Annotated in this window: 18 protein-coding genes; 3 read left to right on the top strand and 15 right to left on the bottom strand. The window is 71.5% G+C overall.

Annotated features, from left to right (window positions below):
* Window positions 1-134 precede the first annotated feature (134 nt).
* From AC07EQ_RS41525 to AC07EQ_RS41535, 3 genes are all read right to left on the bottom strand, one after another.
* Window positions 135-1,328 carry an MFS transporter gene (locus AC07EQ_RS41525; protein WP_478393280.1) on the bottom strand — a complete coding sequence of 398 codons (1,194 nt, stop codon included), beginning with the start codon at window positions 1,326-1,328 and terminating at the stop codon, window positions 135-137.
* 101 nt (window positions 1,329-1,429) lie between these two features.
* Window positions 1,430-2,815: a M1 family metallopeptidase gene (locus AC07EQ_RS41530; protein ID WP_478393281.1), complete on the bottom strand. Its 1,386-nt coding sequence runs from the start codon at window positions 2,813-2,815 to the stop codon at window positions 1,430-1,432.
* Window positions 2,808-3,659: a M20/M25/M40 family metallo-hydrolase gene (locus AC07EQ_RS41535; protein ID WP_478393282.1), complete on the bottom strand. Its 852-nt coding sequence runs from the start codon at window positions 3,657-3,659 to the stop codon at window positions 2,808-2,810. The genes AC07EQ_RS41530 and AC07EQ_RS41535 overlap by 8 nt, the downstream gene beginning before the upstream one ends.
* A 280-nt stretch (window positions 3,660-3,939) precedes the next feature.
* On the opposite strand from AC07EQ_RS41535, the gene AC07EQ_RS41540 reads away from it, so the two are divergent.
* A complete protein-coding gene (locus AC07EQ_RS41540; RefSeq protein WP_478393283.1) occupies window positions 3,940-4,737 on the top strand; it encodes a thioesterase family protein in 798 nt (265 codons plus the stop codon).
* Between the two features lie 7 nt (window positions 4,738-4,744).
* On the opposite strand, the gene AC07EQ_RS41545 is transcribed toward AC07EQ_RS41540, so the two are convergent.
* From AC07EQ_RS41545 to AC07EQ_RS41585, 9 genes are read right to left on the bottom strand one after another with little or no spacing between them, the layout of a single operon-like run.
* A complete protein-coding gene (locus AC07EQ_RS41545; protein WP_478393284.1) occupies window positions 4,745-5,743 on the bottom strand; it encodes an NADase-type glycan-binding domain-containing protein in 999 nt (332 codons plus the stop codon).
* A 4-nt stretch (window positions 5,744-5,747) separates the two neighbouring features.
* Entirely contained in the window at window positions 5,748-6,308 is a 561-nt protein-coding gene (locus tag AC07EQ_RS41550; protein WP_478393285.1) for a phage tail protein, read from the bottom strand.
* On the bottom strand, window positions 6,305-8,272 hold the full coding sequence (locus AC07EQ_RS41555) for a putative baseplate assembly protein (RefSeq protein ID WP_478393286.1): 1,968 nt from the start codon (window positions 8,270-8,272) through the stop codon (window positions 6,305-6,307). Before AC07EQ_RS41555 ends, AC07EQ_RS41550 begins: the two co-directional genes overlap by 4 nt.
* Window positions 8,272-8,688 (bottom strand): GPW/gp25 family protein, encoded by a 417-nt coding sequence (locus AC07EQ_RS41560; RefSeq protein WP_478393287.1) that lies wholly within the window; start codon window positions 8,686-8,688, stop codon window positions 8,272-8,274. The genes AC07EQ_RS41555 and AC07EQ_RS41560 overlap by 1 nt, the downstream gene beginning before the upstream one ends.
* Window positions 8,685-8,999 carry a PAAR domain-containing protein gene (locus AC07EQ_RS41565; RefSeq protein WP_478393288.1) on the bottom strand — a complete coding sequence of 105 codons (315 nt, stop codon included), beginning with the start codon at window positions 8,997-8,999 and terminating at the stop codon, window positions 8,685-8,687. Before AC07EQ_RS41565 ends, AC07EQ_RS41560 begins: the two co-directional genes overlap by 4 nt.
* 37 nt (window positions 9,000-9,036) lie before the next feature.
* Window positions 9,037-10,836, bottom strand: a complete 1,800-nt coding sequence (locus tag AC07EQ_RS41570; RefSeq protein ID WP_478393289.1) for a VgrG-related protein — start codon at window positions 10,834-10,836, stop codon at window positions 9,037-9,039.
* Window positions 10,836-11,552 (bottom strand): CIS tube protein, encoded by a 717-nt coding sequence (locus tag AC07EQ_RS41575; RefSeq protein ID WP_478393290.1) that lies wholly within the window; start codon window positions 11,550-11,552, stop codon window positions 10,836-10,838. The genes AC07EQ_RS41570 and AC07EQ_RS41575 overlap by 1 nt, the downstream gene beginning before the upstream one ends.
* Window positions 11,553-11,565: 13 nt before the next feature.
* A complete protein-coding gene (locus AC07EQ_RS41580) occupies window positions 11,566-11,991 on the bottom strand; it encodes a phage tail protein (protein ID WP_478393291.1) in 426 nt (141 codons plus the stop codon).
* Window positions 11,992-12,014: 23 nt separating this feature from the next.
* Window positions 12,015-12,296, bottom strand: a complete 282-nt coding sequence (locus AC07EQ_RS41585) for a hypothetical protein (RefSeq protein ID WP_478393292.1) — start codon at window positions 12,294-12,296, stop codon at window positions 12,015-12,017.
* A 142-nt stretch (window positions 12,297-12,438) separates the two neighbouring features.
* Between AC07EQ_RS41585 and AC07EQ_RS41590 the strand changes: the two genes are divergently transcribed.
* Complete coding sequence (locus tag AC07EQ_RS41590) at window positions 12,439-12,597, top strand: hypothetical protein (RefSeq protein ID WP_478393293.1); 159 nt, start codon at window positions 12,439-12,441, stop codon at window positions 12,595-12,597.
* Window positions 12,598-13,226: 629 nt separating this feature from the next.
* Complete coding sequence (locus tag AC07EQ_RS41595; protein ID WP_478393294.1) at window positions 13,227-13,595, top strand: hypothetical protein; 369 nt, start codon at window positions 13,227-13,229, stop codon at window positions 13,593-13,595.
* A gap of 1,126 nt (window positions 13,596-14,721) precedes the next feature.
* On the opposite strand, the gene AC07EQ_RS41600 is transcribed toward AC07EQ_RS41595, so the two are convergent.
* From AC07EQ_RS41600 to AC07EQ_RS41610, 3 genes are read right to left on the bottom strand one after another with little or no spacing between them, the layout of a single operon-like run.
* A complete protein-coding gene (locus AC07EQ_RS41600) occupies window positions 14,722-14,880 on the bottom strand; it encodes a DUF6760 family protein (RefSeq protein WP_478393295.1) in 159 nt (52 codons plus the stop codon).
* Window positions 14,877-15,341 (bottom strand): hypothetical protein, encoded by a 465-nt coding sequence (locus AC07EQ_RS41605; protein ID WP_478393296.1) that lies wholly within the window; start codon window positions 15,339-15,341, stop codon window positions 14,877-14,879. The genes AC07EQ_RS41600 and AC07EQ_RS41605 overlap by 4 nt, the downstream gene beginning before the upstream one ends.
* Window positions 15,338-15,778, bottom strand: a complete 441-nt coding sequence (locus AC07EQ_RS41610) for a phage tail protein (RefSeq protein WP_358304911.1) — start codon at window positions 15,776-15,778, stop codon at window positions 15,338-15,340. Before AC07EQ_RS41610 ends, AC07EQ_RS41605 begins: the two co-directional genes overlap by 4 nt.
* Between the last annotated feature and the right edge of the window lie 25 nt (window positions 15,779-15,803).

Consider the following 15,803-nt stretch of genomic DNA (forward strand, 5'->3'; position numbering starts at 1 on the left):
CCCCCCCCCCCCCCCCCCCCCCCCCCCCCCCCCCCCCCCCCCCCCCCCCCCCCCCCCCCCCCCCCCCCCCCCCCCCCCCCCCCCCCCCCCCCCCCGCCGGTCAGCGGCCTGCTGGGCCTGCGCCGTTGCGGAGTTCAGCGTTCCGTTGCAGGCGCCGCACTGCTCGGCGTTTTCTTCGCGGCGCCGATGGCGAGTGCCAGCAGTGCCAGTGCGCTCAGTCCGAGGACTGCCGCGACGGCCGGCAGCAGTCCGGCCCCCAGGTTGCTCAGGGTCAACCCTCCGATGGCTCCGCCCAACGAGACTCCGAGGTACGTGCCCGACGTGTTGAGCGCCAATGCCTGCGGTGCGGCCGGTCCGGCGAGCAGGTGGAGGCGCGCTTGGATCGCCGGGGAATTCCAGAAGGCCATGCCGCCCCAGATCGTCCCCACCACGAGGAGGACGGAAAACGGTACGGGGCGGGCGAACCAGAGCACGCCCAGGATCACCATGATGCCGGTGAAGGTGCTGATCCCGGCGACCAGCGTGCGGTCCGAGCCCCACCGGTCGGTGGCCTTCCCGCCTGCCCAGATGCAGACGATGCCGGCCAATCCGGACGAGCTGAAGGAGAGCGCGCGCTGATCGACGCCGGCGTTGCTCACCGCGTCGAGGTAGGGGGCCGTGTAGGTGAGCATCATCATCGATCCGGTCATGAGCGCGCAGTTCGCCATGAGCCCGAGCGATACCGGCGCGCTGGTGAGAGCGCGCAACTGCTCGGGGATGCTCGGCACGTCGCCGGCCTCGCCGCGCTCGCGAGGCAGGGTTGCGAGCAAGAAGGCCAGCGCCGCGGCTCCGGCGACCGCCATCGAGACGAATGTCGTTCGCCAGCCCCAATGGCCGCCGATCCAGGTGCCGATCGGGACGCCTGCCGCGATCGAGCCCGTGACGCCGAGCGCCACGACTGCGACGTACCTGCCGATGTGGCTTTCCGGAGCTCGCTCGGCGGCGTAGGCGAACACCGCCGGGGTGGACGCCGCCGCCGCGATCGCCGCCACGACCCGCAGGGCGACCAAGAAGCCGAAGCCGGTTGTCGTGGCCGCCAAGATGTTCGCCACGACGAAGATCACGAACGAGGCGGTGAACAGGTACCGGCGGGACACCCGGGCCAGGGTGACTCCGGCGACCGGCGCGGCGAGAGCGACGGTGAGGGAGAAGACGGTCACCAGCTGTCCGGCGTGCGCCTCGCTGACACCTAGATCTCGCGCGATCTCCGGCAGAACACCCGCGATCACGTAGTCATCGGTGTAGAAGACGAAAGCCGCTGCGAGCAGTGCGAACAGCCACGCGGGCACAACTGATCTCCCTTTGCAGTACAACAATGCCTGACAGTGCGCCGCACACTATCACAGGTGTGATAGTTTGCGGCGCCGCTGTCGGCCGGGAGGCTCGCCGGTCAGTGGCCTGCCGGGTAGAGGTACTGGTCAGGCGGGATCGTCGTGCTGTGTGCCCAGGCTTCGAAGAAGCCGTCGAGGTCCTTTCCGGACACTTCCGCCGCCAGCTCCTCGAACTGCGGCCAGGAGGCGTTGCCGCCCGCGTACCTGGTCTGCCACTGCCGGAGGGTGCCGAAGAATGCCTCGTCGCCGATGCTCCGGCGCAGCGCGTGCACCATCAGCGAGCCCTTGTCGTACAGGGCTTGGTGCAGGGGGTTCTCCGAGCCGGGGTCGTACAGCTTCACCGACCAGAACTCCGGGTCGTTCCGTTCATCCTCCACAGTGGATTTATAGAACGACTTGTCGATGTCGACGCCGTTGTGCTCCTGCCACAGCTGGACGGAGTACTGGGCGACGCACTCGGCTATGCAGCCGTCGCGCCAGTCGGTGAACGACACGTTGTCGCCGAACCACTGGTGGGCGTTCTCGTGCAGCAGCGAGAAGTCGAAAACGGCGCCGAAGTACGTCGGCCGGGTCTGGGTTTCCAGTGCGCCCGGGTTCTCCCCGGAGCTCTGGCCGAGCACGATGCTGCCCGCCGAGGAGAACGGGTACTTCCCGAATTTCTCGGCCAGCACGTCCATGATCTCGACGTATTGCTCCTCGGTGGCCGGGTCGATCTGCGTGCCGGGGGAGTAGGCGTTGATGACCGGCGTGCCGTCGGAGAGCTCGGACCTGTGCACGGTGAACTCGTCGATCGCGACCGTCGTGAGGTAGGTCGCGATCGGCTGGTCTTCGTGCCACCGGAAGGTCGCCTTGCCGCCGGCGGTGGTGGTCTCGCCAGGCAGTCCGTTGCCGATCACCGTCCAGCCCTCGGGAACGGTGGCCGTCAGGTGGAACGCGGCCTTGTCGGACGGGTGGTCGTTGGCCGGGTACCACGACGTGGCCGAATGCGGCTCGCCCAACGCGTTGGCGCCGCCGTTGGGGAACGTGTGCCAGCCGCCACCGCCCGGCTGCCCGGAGTACCGGACGCGCACGGCGAACGAAGCACCCGCGGCGATGGGGCTGGCGGGGGTGATCACCAGCTCGTGCTCGCCCGCGCGGCCGAACGACTTCGCGGCGACGCCGTCGACGGACACCTCGGTGACCTGAAATCCGGACAGGTCGAGGTGAAAGCCGTCCAGCTCCGCGCTCGCAGTCGCGGTCACCGTGGTGTCGCCTTCGAGGTAGCCCGGCCTGGCCGGGTCGTAGCTGATGCCGACGTCGTAGCGGGTCACGTCGTAGCCGGAGTTCCCGTCGTCCGGGAAGTACGGGTCGCCCAGACCACCGCTGCCGGGCTGGGCCGACGCGGTCGCGATGCCCAGCACCATGACGCCGGCGACGGCGCCCGGCACGAGGAGTCGGTTACGCACCGGCCACGCTCCAGACCGCCTGGATGATGGCGTTCGTGCTGATGACCTCGGCTTCCGGATCGACGTTGTCGATCGTGTCGCAGGCGTCGTGGATGCACGCGCCGATGCCGTTGGTGAACCCGGACACCGGCACCCCGGCCGCGTCGAAGGATTCGTGGTCCGAGCCGCCTACGCCGATGTCGAACGTCGGGATGCCCTGGTCGGCGAAGTGGCGTTCGAACACGTCGGTCGCGGGCGCGCCCGCGTGGATCACCAGCCACTGCCGGTCGCCCTTGGAGCCGGTCATGTCGAAGTTGAGGTACACCGCGATCTTCGCCAGCTCCTCGGGAGTGCGGGCCGCCACGTACTTCGCGGAGCCGATCAGCCCGGGTTCCTCCGCGCCCCACCAGGCGAACCGGAGGTGCTTGGCCGGGGCCAGGTGCGCCTCGCTCACGGCCAGCGCGGTGGCCAGGATCGCGGCCGAACCCGTGGCGTTGTCGCTGATCCCCGGGCCGGCGGGCACGCTGTCGAGGTGGGCGCCCAGGAGCACCACTTGGTCCTCGTCGCCGCCGGGCCAGTCCGCGATCAGGTTGTAGCCCTTGGCCCCGTCGTGCTCGAACTCCTCGACGGAGGTCCGGAAACCCGCTGCGTCGAGCCGTTCCTTCACGTAGTCCAGGGATTCCTGGTACCCGCGGGTGCCGTGCGCCCGGTTGCCGCCGTTGCGGTCCGCGATCCGCTGGAACTCCTGCAGGTGCGGCAGGACATCGGCGGTGGACACGACGGGGGTTCCGGCGGCTTGCGCGGTGGGAGCCCAGGTCAGTGCGGCACTTGCGACGAGCAGGGCCGCCAGGGCGTGTGATCTCATGTGCCGGAACGGTAGGGATGAGCTGTCAAGAACCTGTTGTGATCGAATGAGATTCCCTTCTGGGGAACCCTTCCAAAGCGGATCAGGCCAAAAGACGTCGATCAGATCGGGATCAAGCTCTGTAGGGGACCGGCCGTCGTGGTCGGGCCAAGGCCCGCGTCCCTGGCCCGACCGCGACACTCAACTCCGCGGAAGCTGTGGCGATCCTCACCGCGTGTTACGCCATCCGGTCCATATCCTGTAGTCCGAGACCGACGCGCCGAGTGGGGAGAGGACCGCGTTGACCGAGGCACCCGAGAGCACGCCCAGCTACTTCGAGCGGCTCGACGCGCACCGCTTCAAGCCGACCACCCACGCCAGCGGCGCGTGGCGCAACGACGAGCAGCACTTCAGCCCGGTGGGCGGGATCCTCGTCCACGCGATCGAACGCGCGCGGGCCGGCCGCCCCGAGCTGCTGCTCAGCCGCGTCAGCTTCGACATCCTGGGCAAGATCGCGCTCGACGAGTTCGAGATCCACGTGGAGACGACCCGGCCGGGCCGCACCATCGAGCTGGTGGAGGCCACCGCGATCATCGCCGGGCGCCCCGTGGTCCGGGCCCGCGCGTGGTTCCTGGCGGAGCTGGACACCAGCGGGGTCGCCGGGGGCGAACCCGATCCGCTGCCGGACCCCGAGTCGCTGGTGCCCTGGCCGATGAACTCCCTGTGGCCGGGTGGCTTCATCGCGTCGCTGGACACCCGGCCCGTCGGCACGCCCCGGCCCGGGCGCAACACGGCGTGGGTGTCCACCCGGACCGACCTCGTGGCCGGCGAGCCGGTCAGCCCGGTGGCGTCCTACGTGGCGCTCGTCGACACGGCCAACGGCATCGCCGTGCGGCAGGAGCCGACCAAGTGGATGTTCCCCAACGTCGACCTGTCGATCCACCTCTACCGCCAGCCGGCAGGCCGCTGGACCGGGCTGGACACCACCGTCGTCTTCGGCGGCCGTGGCCAGGGCCTCACCAGCACCGTCCTGCACGACGTCCGGGGCCCGATCGGGACCGCGCAGCAGAGCCTCACCGTCCGCCCGCTGGAGCAGTAGCCCGCGCTCACTTGCGCCCGAAGAACTCGAGCTCGCCCAGTGCGATGTGCTTGCCCTCGGCCAGGCCGGTCACCGTCTTGATGTGCACCCGGACCTTGACCACGTCGCTGGCCTTGATGCGGACCTCGTACGGGGTCGGGCTGTCGGGCACGTCGACGGTCTCGGTGCGGGTCCGGCCGCCGGAGCGGGTGGCGGTGATCTCCAGCCGGGCGGGCCGGGCCTGGCTGCGGAACTCCTCGTCCTTCCGCGACGGCCCGGTGCTCACCAGCACGCCCACCAGCCGGAACGGGTGATCGAAGTTGAACTCGGCCCATTCCCCGGGCCGCTCGGTTCCCCAGTACACGTCCCTGAGCCCGTCCACGGCCTTGCCGCGCGGGTGGTCGGGCATCTCGGCGCTGGCGCTGGAGCTCACCGGTCCGATCGGCGCCGCCCCGAAGGTCTTGTCGAGCACGTCCTCGACGATCTCCCGGCCGGTCGGGTAGAACAGGACGCCGCCGATCACCAGGACGATCACCACGGCGAGGATGACGAGCCGCCGCCACACCTTGCCGCGATCGATCCGGCGCCGCCGGCGGCGCGCGCGATTCGATTGCGGCGCTTCGGAATCCGGGATGAGCGGCGCGGCGCAGCGGATGCAGAACCGCCGTTCGGGCGGGTTGGGGGCGCCGCACGCGCCGCACGGCGGGCCCTCGGACACGGGCTCCGCGACCGGCGCGTTCGGCTCGGGCCGTGGCGCGACGGGCTTCGCCGGTTGCACGGCGGCCGGTTGCTCCGGCTCGGCGACCGGTTCCGCAGGGGGTTCGGGTGCCGCCGGGATGGGGGCGGGCGGGACCGGGATGCGGGCCGTCGGCGCTGACGGGTCTGGCGCTGACGGGTCTGGGGCGGACGGGGCCGGGGCGGGTGGTTCGGGTCCGGTGCCCTTGTCCCAGCCCAGGTAGGCGCCGCAGGTGGTGCAGAAGTCCTCGCCGCGGGCGACTTGGGCGCCGCACGTCGAACAGGAGCGCATCGGGTCATCCCCCTTCCCGTTGTGGCGGCCCTGGCAGGACCTCGACGGTGCAGGTGAGGTGGATCGGGCAGGCCGCCTCGACCACCGCGTCGACCTGCTCGCGGTCCACCGCCGAGCGGCCCGGCCAGACCTGGACCACGGCCCGGGTGATCGCGTTGCCGGGCAGCGCGGTGCCCGGCCGGGTCGACCAGACCGCGCCCGGGCCGTCGAGCACTCGCGCGTGCACCCCGGCGCACAGCCAAAGCCGGTCCACGAGCCCCCGCACGGTGCCGTTGCGGCGGTGCAGCTCGACGGCGCGCATCACCACCGCCCGCCGCAGCGGCGGCGGCCACGCCGGGTCGAGCTCCACCGCGACCCAGCCGGCCAGCCAGGACACGAAGTCCTCCGGCGCCACGCGCGGGTCGAAGTAGCCCGCGATGTTGTCCATAGTGGACAAGATCGGGGCGAGGACCGAGTCCAGGCCGGCGGTGAACCGCTGGGCGAAGTCGTCCCCGGCGTACAGCGCGGGCAGCAGGTCGCCGAGCGGGTAGCGGCTGGGCAGGTCGGGTACCGCGCGGCGGCTCATCGCGGGCCTTCCGCCGGATCCCCGGAGCCCACCAGCACCTGGTGCTGGTGGGAGAAGACCAGCGCGTGATCGGCCAGCTCTACGCGATCCACCGGCGTGCCCCGCTGCCCGGTGATCGGATCGGCCGGGAACAGCCGGATCTCGTCGATCAGCTCGACGCCCTCGACCTGCTGGAGCACGGCGAAGACCTCGCCGACCTGGACCGGTCGCCCGAACGGCCAGCCGGTGCCGTCGGCGCCACCGCGCAGCGGGTTGAGGTACCGGTAGAGCGCGGCGACGGCGTCCCGGTTCACCCGGTTCACGTCGGCTTCCGCGGAACGCATCCGCGCCACGACGGTGATGCCCTGGTAGAACGGCGGCTCCACGACCAGGCGGGTGCCCAGCAGCCGGTGCTCGTCGAGCCGGGCGGCGATCGCGGCGAGCAGCTGCGGCGAGGGGATCAGCTGCTCGAAGCGCAGCTGGTCACCCGCGTCGGCCACGGCGTTCGGCACGACCAGCACGCGGGCCGCGCCCGGCTCGTGCTCCGCGCCCGCGGGCAGGCAGCGGATCCGGGCCGCGGCCGGCGCCGCCTGCCACGCGATCTGCTCGTAATCCGCGGCGGTGACGGCCCGCTCCTGCACCCGGAGTTGGTGCGGCGCGCGCACTTTCGCCTCCGACACGGTCTCCCCGTCGACGCCGCCGCCGGCGGCCTCGCGGTTCTCGACATCGGCCACGTAGGGCACCGAGCTGCGCAGCACCGAGATCGCGCCGCGCGCCACGTTGCCCGATCGGCCGCCGCCGGTGCGGTACTTCGGCACCCTGATGTGCGCGCCCTTGGGCGGCACCGCCCCGAACCGGCGCAAGGTGCCGTCCGGCGCGCGCACTGCGGGCGGGAAGAGGAACTCGCCGTTCGTCGCGTCGAGCGTGACGTGCCGGTCGGCGGGGCCGGAGTTGCCGAAGTGCTCCACGACGTGCCAGTCCTGCCAGCCGTCGTCCGCGGCGACCTGCACCACGATCGGCTCCGCGTCGGTGAGCACCGGCGCCCGGTCGAGCCGGAACCGTTGGCCCGGCACGCCTTCCGACAGGCCCAACGCGACGTCGGTGACGGTCTCGGCGTGCTCGACGGTCGTGCTGCCGCCGATGGTGAACGCCTCCGCCACCCGGACGGTCGGCGACTCGGAGTAGAACGGCTGATTCCGTTCCGGGGCCACGACGCGGCAGCGCAACCAGCCCGCCCGGACGCCCGCCACCGACGACAGGGCGTGCCCGGCGGGCACCTGCAGCACCACCTCGCCGGGCCGGTTGAGGCCGCCGGTGGTGTCGTCGAAGACCGCGCACTCCGTCCAGCGCACCCCGTCCCACGACTCCCACACCAGCGGCGGCTGCCGGGGATCGACGCCGATGCCTTCGACCTGGCTGTCCAGCCGCACCGCGACCACGCAGCGCGGGACGGCGTTGCTGAGGCCGAACAGCATGGCGTCGTCGACGGCCGGTTCCGCCTGGAAGCACGGCACGTCCTTGCCCGCGTCGAGGTCGCCGGTGCGGTTCTGCTGCGCCCCGGTGGCCGAGATCGTCACGAGCGTCGTCAGCTCGCAGGGCACGATGGGCAGTTCGTCGGTGGTGGCGAAGACGACCGCCTCCTCGGTCTCCGAACGCGCGGTGGCGACCTCGGTGCCCAGCGGGAGGAGCACCGTCTCCGGCTGCGCGGCCGACAGCCAGAAGGTCACGTCGGCCCGCGCCGCCGCCGGCGGGAACAGGCGGACGCCGAGCAGGTCGAGGAACGCCAGGTAGTTCTTCTCCGGCACCCGGTTCAGCCGGTAGATGAGCTGGTCCACCATGTGTGCGAACGTCTCGATGAGGGTCACGCCCGGATCGGAGACGTTGTGGTCGGTCCACTCCGGGGCGCGCTGCTGCACGTAGCGCTTGGCCTCGTCGACGAGTTCCTGGAAGCGGCGGTCGTCCAGGTTCGGCAGGGGCAGGGCCATCAGTCCGCGTCCTCCTCCGCCGCGCTGTGCGGGATCGTGTAGAAGGGGAAGACGAGGTTCCTGCGGTCGTTGGTGGCGCGCAGCGTGTAGTGCACGTCGATGTACAGCACGCCTTCCTCGACGGTGTCGAACGCGACGACCACGTCGGTCACGTCGATCCGGGGTTCCCAGCGCCGCAGCGCGCTGCGCACCTCCTGTGCGATGCGTCCGGCGGTGGCGCCGTCGCTCGGGGCGAACACGTACTCGTGGATGCCGCAGCCGAATTCCGGGCGCATCGGGCGCTCGCCCGGCGCGGTGCCCAGCACGAGGCGGATCGCCTCCGCGATCTCCTGCTCCCGCTCGACCATCGCGATGCCGCCGGTCGCCCCGACCCGCATCGGGAAGGCCCAGCCGCGGCCGATGAAGCGCTCGCTCACAGCGGGCCTCCGATCAGCACGTTCGGCGCCCCGACGACCACGGTCGCGCCGCAGGTGGTCTTGTCGTTCATCCGCGCGGCGGGCAGACCGCCGATGAGCACCACGCCGGAGCGAGGCGGGCTCGGCATGAGCACGTTCCCCGCGCTCAGCACGGTGTGCGGCAGCAGCGGGCACACGTGCTGACTTCCCGTCACCGCGGCGGGTTTGCCGCCGATGAGCACGGTGGCCACCTTGAGGGCGGCGGCCGCGGGAGGCTGGCCGATGGTGCCTCCGTGGGAGGTGGGATCGCCCATCCGGGCTGCGGGTGGCATCGCGGGAACTCCTTGTCAGCTCGCGGAATCGGTCTGATCAGTTGATGTGGACCATGCGGCCGCGCAACGTCGCCATCGCGCCGCCGTCGATTCCCACGTTGGTCCGGCCGTTGATCGAGACCGACGTCTTCGCGTCGATCGACACCGATCTGCCGGTCAGGGTGATGTCGCCGGTGCCGGCGTCGAGCGTGATCCCGCGGTCGGTCAGCGACACCGTGCTCAGCGCCCGCCGGCCGCCGACGGCGGACACCGTGATGTCGATCGTCCGCTGCTTCTCGTCCATCCGGATGTCCAGCCGCTTGTCGCCGCTGGTGAGCCGGATCCCCGGGGTTTTGGTGGTGGAGTCGATGAGTTCGAGCCGATGTCCCTTGCGGGACACCAGGGAACGCCGGTTGACCTTGCCGGTGGTGCGGTCGACCAGCGGCAGGTCGTGCGGCGACGGGTTGTCCCGGCCGTTGTAGAGCCCGCCGAGCACGTAGGGCTTGTCGAGGCAGCCCTGCTCGAAGCCGACCAGCACCTCGTCGTTGACGTCGGGACTGAACACGCCGCCCCCGCCCTGCCCGCCGAGCTGCACGGTGCGGACCCAGTCGGTCACGTAGGCGTCGTCGAGCCACGGGAACTTCAGCTTCACCCAGCCCCGCTGGGCCCCGCCCGCCTCCTTGATGTCGGTGACGATCCCGGTGGCCAGGCCCGGGATGCGCGGGCCCCGGTCCGGCGCGTTGGCGCCGGTGACCAGCCCGGTCAGCGACCGGTCGAGGGAGGTGCTGACCAGCACCGTGGTGCGGTAGCCGTTCCCGGGCTCCAGCACGTGGTGCACCGCCGTCGCGGTGAACCGCCCGGAGAACTTGGGCCCGACGTTGCCGAGTGCGACCGGCACCCCCGCGCGCAGTTCCGGGTTGCCCTCCGCGACCGCTTCGATCTCGCCGAGCCCCGCGCTCATCGACGCCGCCAGCGCGCGTGCCGCCGCCGTGGCCTCGGCCTGCGTGCCGTAGGGCGTGTCGGCGACGCGCAGCCGGGCACCCTTGCCGAACTTGCCGGTCGCCTCCGCCGCGGTGAGCCCCGGCCGCACGGTCTTGCTCCTGGTCGCGTTCTCCTCGGCTATCAAGGGACGTTTGGTGGCCACGTTCCAGCCGCGCACCTCGACCTTGTCGACCTGGTCCACGGCCGTGAGCACCGCGCGCAGCGCCATCAGGTTCCGGCCGTACTCCAGGACGAACGGGCTCTTGGTCGCCGGGGTGTCGGGCGAGGGAGCGCTCGCGGCGGGTTTGAGCGCGGCGAAGTCCAGCCGCCCCCGCTCGTCGACCCGCACGGTGACGCCGTGTTCCTGCGCCAGGTACTGGAGGAACTCCCAGTCCGACACGTTCGCCTGGGAGAGCTGGGTGTAGGTGATCGGCTTGGCGTCGATGCGGCCGGCCCGCAGGCCCGCGCCCGTCGCGACCTTCCGCACGATCGCGGCGGCGGTCATGTTGCGGAACGCCGTGACCTTCCGGCCGCGCATCAGCCGGTGCGCCTTGCTCATCGCCCGCACCACGGTGAACGAGCCGGTGCCGTCGGTGTCCAGCTCCAGGCCGGTGACCTCGCCGGTGAACAGGCGCTTCGGCGCCTGGCTGGAGGTGGTGGCGACGGACACCGTCAGCGGCGAGCCGATGGTGATGCCGGTCGCGGTCAGCAGCTCGTGGTCGGGATCCCGGAAGGTCAGCAGGGCCGCGTCGGGCAGGCCGACGTTCTCGTCGACCACGCAGCTGGTGAGCTGTTCCTGCCAGGCCGCGGGCAGTGGGCCGGGCGTGGCCACGATCGGATCGGCGGCGACGGAGCGCCCGCCCTCTTGCGCGCCCATCACGCACCGTCCTGTCCGTCGTCGAAGGCGGGTACCAGCAGTTCGGTGCCGGGCACCAGGATCATGGGGTCGTCGATCTCGTTGGCCTCGGCGATGATCCGCCACGCCGTCGCGTCGCCGTACTCGTGCCAGGCGAGCTGCGGCAGGCTGTCGCCGGCGACGACCCGGTGCGTGCGGCGGGTGTTCTCGGAGCCCGAGGTCGGGTTCTGGCCCGGGGTGTCGACGCTGGCCTCTTCGATGCCCAGCGAACAGGTCGCCCGCAGCGGCTTCCCGTCGACGTCGAACAGCGAGTAGTCGACCGAGAAGTTCGACAGCACGCCGTTGAACGAGGTCGTCCTGGCGGTGCCCCACTCGAACCGGACCCACGGGCTGGCGGGCTTCTTCCCGGCCAGGCTCTTCGGGGTCGGCACGCAGGCCACCATCAGGTCCTCGATCTTCTTCTCCACCGAGCCGTCGTGCTTGTCGGTGGCATCCAGGAACACTTCGAGGGAGAGGGAACGCGGGCCGCTGCCGACGAATTCGGGCAACGCCGCGTCGGGCGCCATCCGGGACGGCTTGCGCCGCCACTCGGTGCTCTTGGTCAGCGCGAGCTTGTTCGGGTTGAACTGGAACCGGACCCGCTTGATCGTCGCGCCCGGTTTCGCGCCGACCTTCGCGGGCGGCTCCATGATCAGCAGCTGGGCGCGGGCGAGGTTGTTGCCCGGTGCGGCGGCCATCCGGCCCCTCCTCTCACGACGGTTGCAGGCCCAGGTGGGCGATTTCCAGCGTCTCCACCGCGGCCTGCGCGGTGGACGGGTCGAAGGACGGGCCCTGCCAGCTGACCGGGATGATGCCGAGCACCTGCCACCGGGCGATGGGCGTGAGATCCGGCTTCAGCGCGACGATCTCGCCGTTCTTGCGCTCGGCGCGCCGGATGATCTGCGCGAGCCACCGCGAGATCTTGGCGGTGTCGCTGGTGACCGGCCGGGTCAGCGTGATGTTGGTCCAGGTGATCCGGGTGGGCAGCTGCCAGGTGAAGCCGTTGTTGCCGCCCTCGGCGAACTGCTCCACCTCGACCTGGGCGCCGAGCCCGGAGCAGGTGTTGAACCTGCCCAGGTCGTTGCCCCCGATGACCAGCCGGAAGAACACGCTGGACGCGAAGATCTCCTGAGGCACCGGCAACACTCCTTCCGAACGTGCTAGCGGCGGCGGTCGTGCAGCCGCCCGATTCGTTCCCTGCCGTGGCGGAACTCGGCGCGCAGCAGCCGCCCCACCGGCTCGATCAGGCGACGAGCGAGCTCGTCGATGTCCTGCCCGCCGCCGCCCGCCCCGGCCGGGGCGGCGTCCTGCTCGGGCTTGCGCTGGACCACCGTGACCGGAACTCCCGCCGGGACACCGGGAATCGGGCTCGACGCGGCGACCGGTTTCGGGGCAGCGGCCTGCTGCCGGTGCTCTACCGGGGCTGTGCTCGAACGCTGCACGGTCGGAGCCGCCGAACGGGACACCGGGAGTACTTCGTGTGCGCCCGGGCCGATGTCGTGCGGAGTTTCAGCTGCTCGGTGTCTCACCGCAGCACTCGGCAAGGCTTCACCACCGGGGCGGTGCGGTGGCGTCGGGAGCGGGGTGAGCTGCACCGGAGTGCCGGATGCCGGGGGAGCAGCCGAGATCCGGGCCCGCTGCACTGGCGTGCTCGGCGCGGGATTCGGCGGCGTGATCCCGGACGGCGGTGCCGGGTCGGCGTGGCTCCAGCCCACCGGTGCCACCGGTCGTGCGGGTTGCTGAGGGCTGCGCGCCGCGCCGACGCCCGGGTCCTGCCCGATTCGTGCGGTCGGCGGCCGCGCCGACAAAAGCGGCAGGATGCGCTGGACGGGTTCGTGGGTGCTCGGGCGAGCCCTGGTCTGCGTCGTCGCGCGACTCGGGGTCGAGGGTTCGGTTGTCCGAACCCGGCGTTGGACGACAGCGGCCGCATCGGGGCCTCGAGCGGGGGAAGCCCCGGTCAACGGGAGTGTGGTCGGCGCATCGCTTTCCGGTGAGTGAAGACGCGCCGTCAGATCCTCGGGCGTGGCCGTGGAAGCCCCCCGGCGCTGGCTCAGGGGCGAGCGCCGGACCACCGGCACCAGGCCAGGCCCGGGTTCTGCCTCGCCAACCCCGACCGGAAGGCCCGGGTTCGGAGCCGTCCAATTTTGCCTAAAATTGGAAACCTCCAGATCCCGCCCGGAATCGGGGGATTCCCGATTTTGCCTAAAATTGGGAGCCTCCTCGTGCGGGGCCGCGTTGGTGACGTCCTGGTCGGATGTCGATACGCCATGGGCCGCCGGAAGAGGATGGCCGGGCGGCGCGCTCAGCGGGTTCTCGATCCGTTGCACGGCAGCAGCGTCATGGATCAGGGGTGCTACGGGAGGGGCCTCGTCGTGTCCTCGTTCGGGGTTGGCCGGGATCGCGTCCCGGATCGAGCGCGGGACGATGGGGTCGGTCGGCGCCGAGTGCGCGCCGACGGGTTCGGGCCCTTCTGGCGCTTCGCCAGGGGAATCGTCGTGCGCAAGTCGCTGCACCACCATGGGTTCCGCGGAATCGTGGATCAGCGGCGCAACCGGGGCGTCTGCCGACGCACTTCGCGGTGGGGCACCGGCTGGTCCGTGCGAGGTCTCGCCTGGGTTATCTGGCTCGGCAAGGCCGGGCGGTGGCAGGGCTTCGGCACCGCTCGCCGGCGAGTGCGCGTCGCGGGCTTCGAGCTCCGGCGTCGCGGCGAGCCGCTGAACCAAGGGATCCGCTTCCCCTGACGCATTGCGCGGCTGCGATGCAGGCGAGATTCGTTGCGGCTCGACCAGGTCTGCGGAGTCAGGGCGAACGGTCGCGGGAGAACCGCTCTCCGGGCTTGCGAGAGCCTCCACGCCGGTTGCTCCGGCGGCCGGTTTCCGCTGCACAACGGGAGAGTCAACGGACGGTGGGGCCGACTCGGCGGGCGTCGGACGGTCTTCGGCGCCCGCCGATCCGGCAGGTGTCGCGGACGGCGGGATCTGGGCGATCGGCGCTCCGATGCCCAACCGGGGGCGAACCCGGGGCGAGTCCTGGCTTCTCGGAGCGGCACGCGCGGAGGTCTTCGTGACCCGCTGGACCGCGCGGTGCTCGCCGGTGCCGGACGGCGCCGGATCGGTGCTCGCCGGCGGCAACGCCGACCCGGCCTCCGGAACTTGATCGGCCGAGCGGCCTGCGTCGGGGAAGACCACGGCACTGGGCGGAAGGGTGCGCAACGGGTCGCCGGGGCCTGACCGCACGGCGGCGTCGGCCTTGGCCGGGCGGGAAACCTGGCGCTGCACGACCGGCTCCGGCGCATCAGCCCTCCCGTCATCCGGAATTAGATCGTCTACTATGGATGATGATCCGGGCGCGAGCGTCGTCACCGCGCGCAAGGGCCGTGGCGCGAGCGGCGTCGCCGGCCGGGCCGCGGTCAGCGGCGGAGAGAGCCGCCGTGGCCGCACCGGAGCAGCAGTCCCTTCGGCGACAGGGGATTCCGCCGGGGCAACGGGTGCCGGGGAGCGGTCCAGCGGCACCGGATCGCCGTCGTATGCGGGGACGACCACGGGCAGCGCCTCGGCTGCCGAGCGCTGCACGGGAACGCCGATTGCCGGGCGGAGCAGTCCGTGCACGAGTCCGGACGGCGCGCCGGCATCGAGGCCGTGCCCCAGCTCGGTCATGACGCCGTGGTCCTGGAACGAGGTCACGGAGTCCCGGAACCGCATGGCCGCGGTCACGCCGATCCCGGCGCGCTGGATCACGCCGGGATCGGCGGCGGTCCGCCGCCACCCGCCGTCCCAGCCGGGCGTTGCGGTGGCAGGTCGCGCCGAGCCGTCCTCGCGCCGCGCGCCGCCGCGGCGACGGCGGAAGAGGTCCCACAGGCTCACCCGGTCACCCGCCTTCGTTCATCCTGGTGTTGATGCGCGCGATCTCGCGGACCCAACGCCGTCGTTCGTGGTGGTCGAGTTCGAGGATCTCCTGGCGCGGCCAGTGGAAGTGGTAGGCGACGTACGCGACCTCCTCGTGCAGCCGGTCGACCGCGTACGTCACGATTCCCCCAGGCGCCCACCGGCGAGGTCGACCTCGAACGCCGTGCCGCAGGACGGGCAGGTGACCCCCGCCCTGGTGTGCCCCTCGCTGTTGATCCGCCGGTAGAAGTCCTGCAGGAACGCGATGTCGGTGGCGTACATGTTCTCCACCAGGCCCGTGTGCACCTCGGTGAGGCCGCCGAGCCGGGTGATCACCTGGCTGAGCAGCACCACGCTGAGGTAGGCCGGGTTCTCCTTGACCCGCACGTCGATCAGCGGCCGGAGCTCGTCCTTCGCGGTGGCCAGCCGCATCCGGCCGTGCTTGTGCACGGTGCCGTCGGAGTGCACGTAGCCGCGGGGGAGTTCGAACTCGAACTCGTCGTGCTGCGTCGCCTGCTCGGCCGGGGCCGGGCGGGTGCCCGCCGCCTGGCCCTTGCCCGCGACCTCGTCGAGCTCGCCGAGCGACGCGATGCGTCGCCTCATTCGACCTCGATCCGCTCGAACGTGATGGTGGCCTTCTCCGTCGCCGCCTGGGATTCGCCCGCGGTGAGCGACGGGCCCTCCCACTTGCTGACCCAGGCGTCGAAGAGCTGCATCCGCCGCACCGTGTCGCCCTTGGAGTCCTGGATCTCGATCGTCAGGTTCTCCCGCGCGACCTCGACGTTGCCGTCCAGCAGCGTCTTCTTGATCCAGTCGGTGAACTCGGCGCTCTGGTCCATGCCGCGGGTGATCGTCACCTCGCCGCCCTTCTGACCACCGGGCTGCTTCTTGTTGATCCGCTCGCCGGTCGGCGTGACCTGCTGGGTCTCGATGACGTCCTGCTCGACGGTCAGGCCGCTGATCTCCTTGACCGATTCCACCGTGATGCCACCGAGCTGCACACCGAACCGGTGCGTGGCGAGACTGTCGCCCTGTGCCATGGCTTATCCGCCGCCTTCCGTGCTG

Source organism: Saccharopolyspora sp. NPDC045839, from assembly GCF_056431645.1.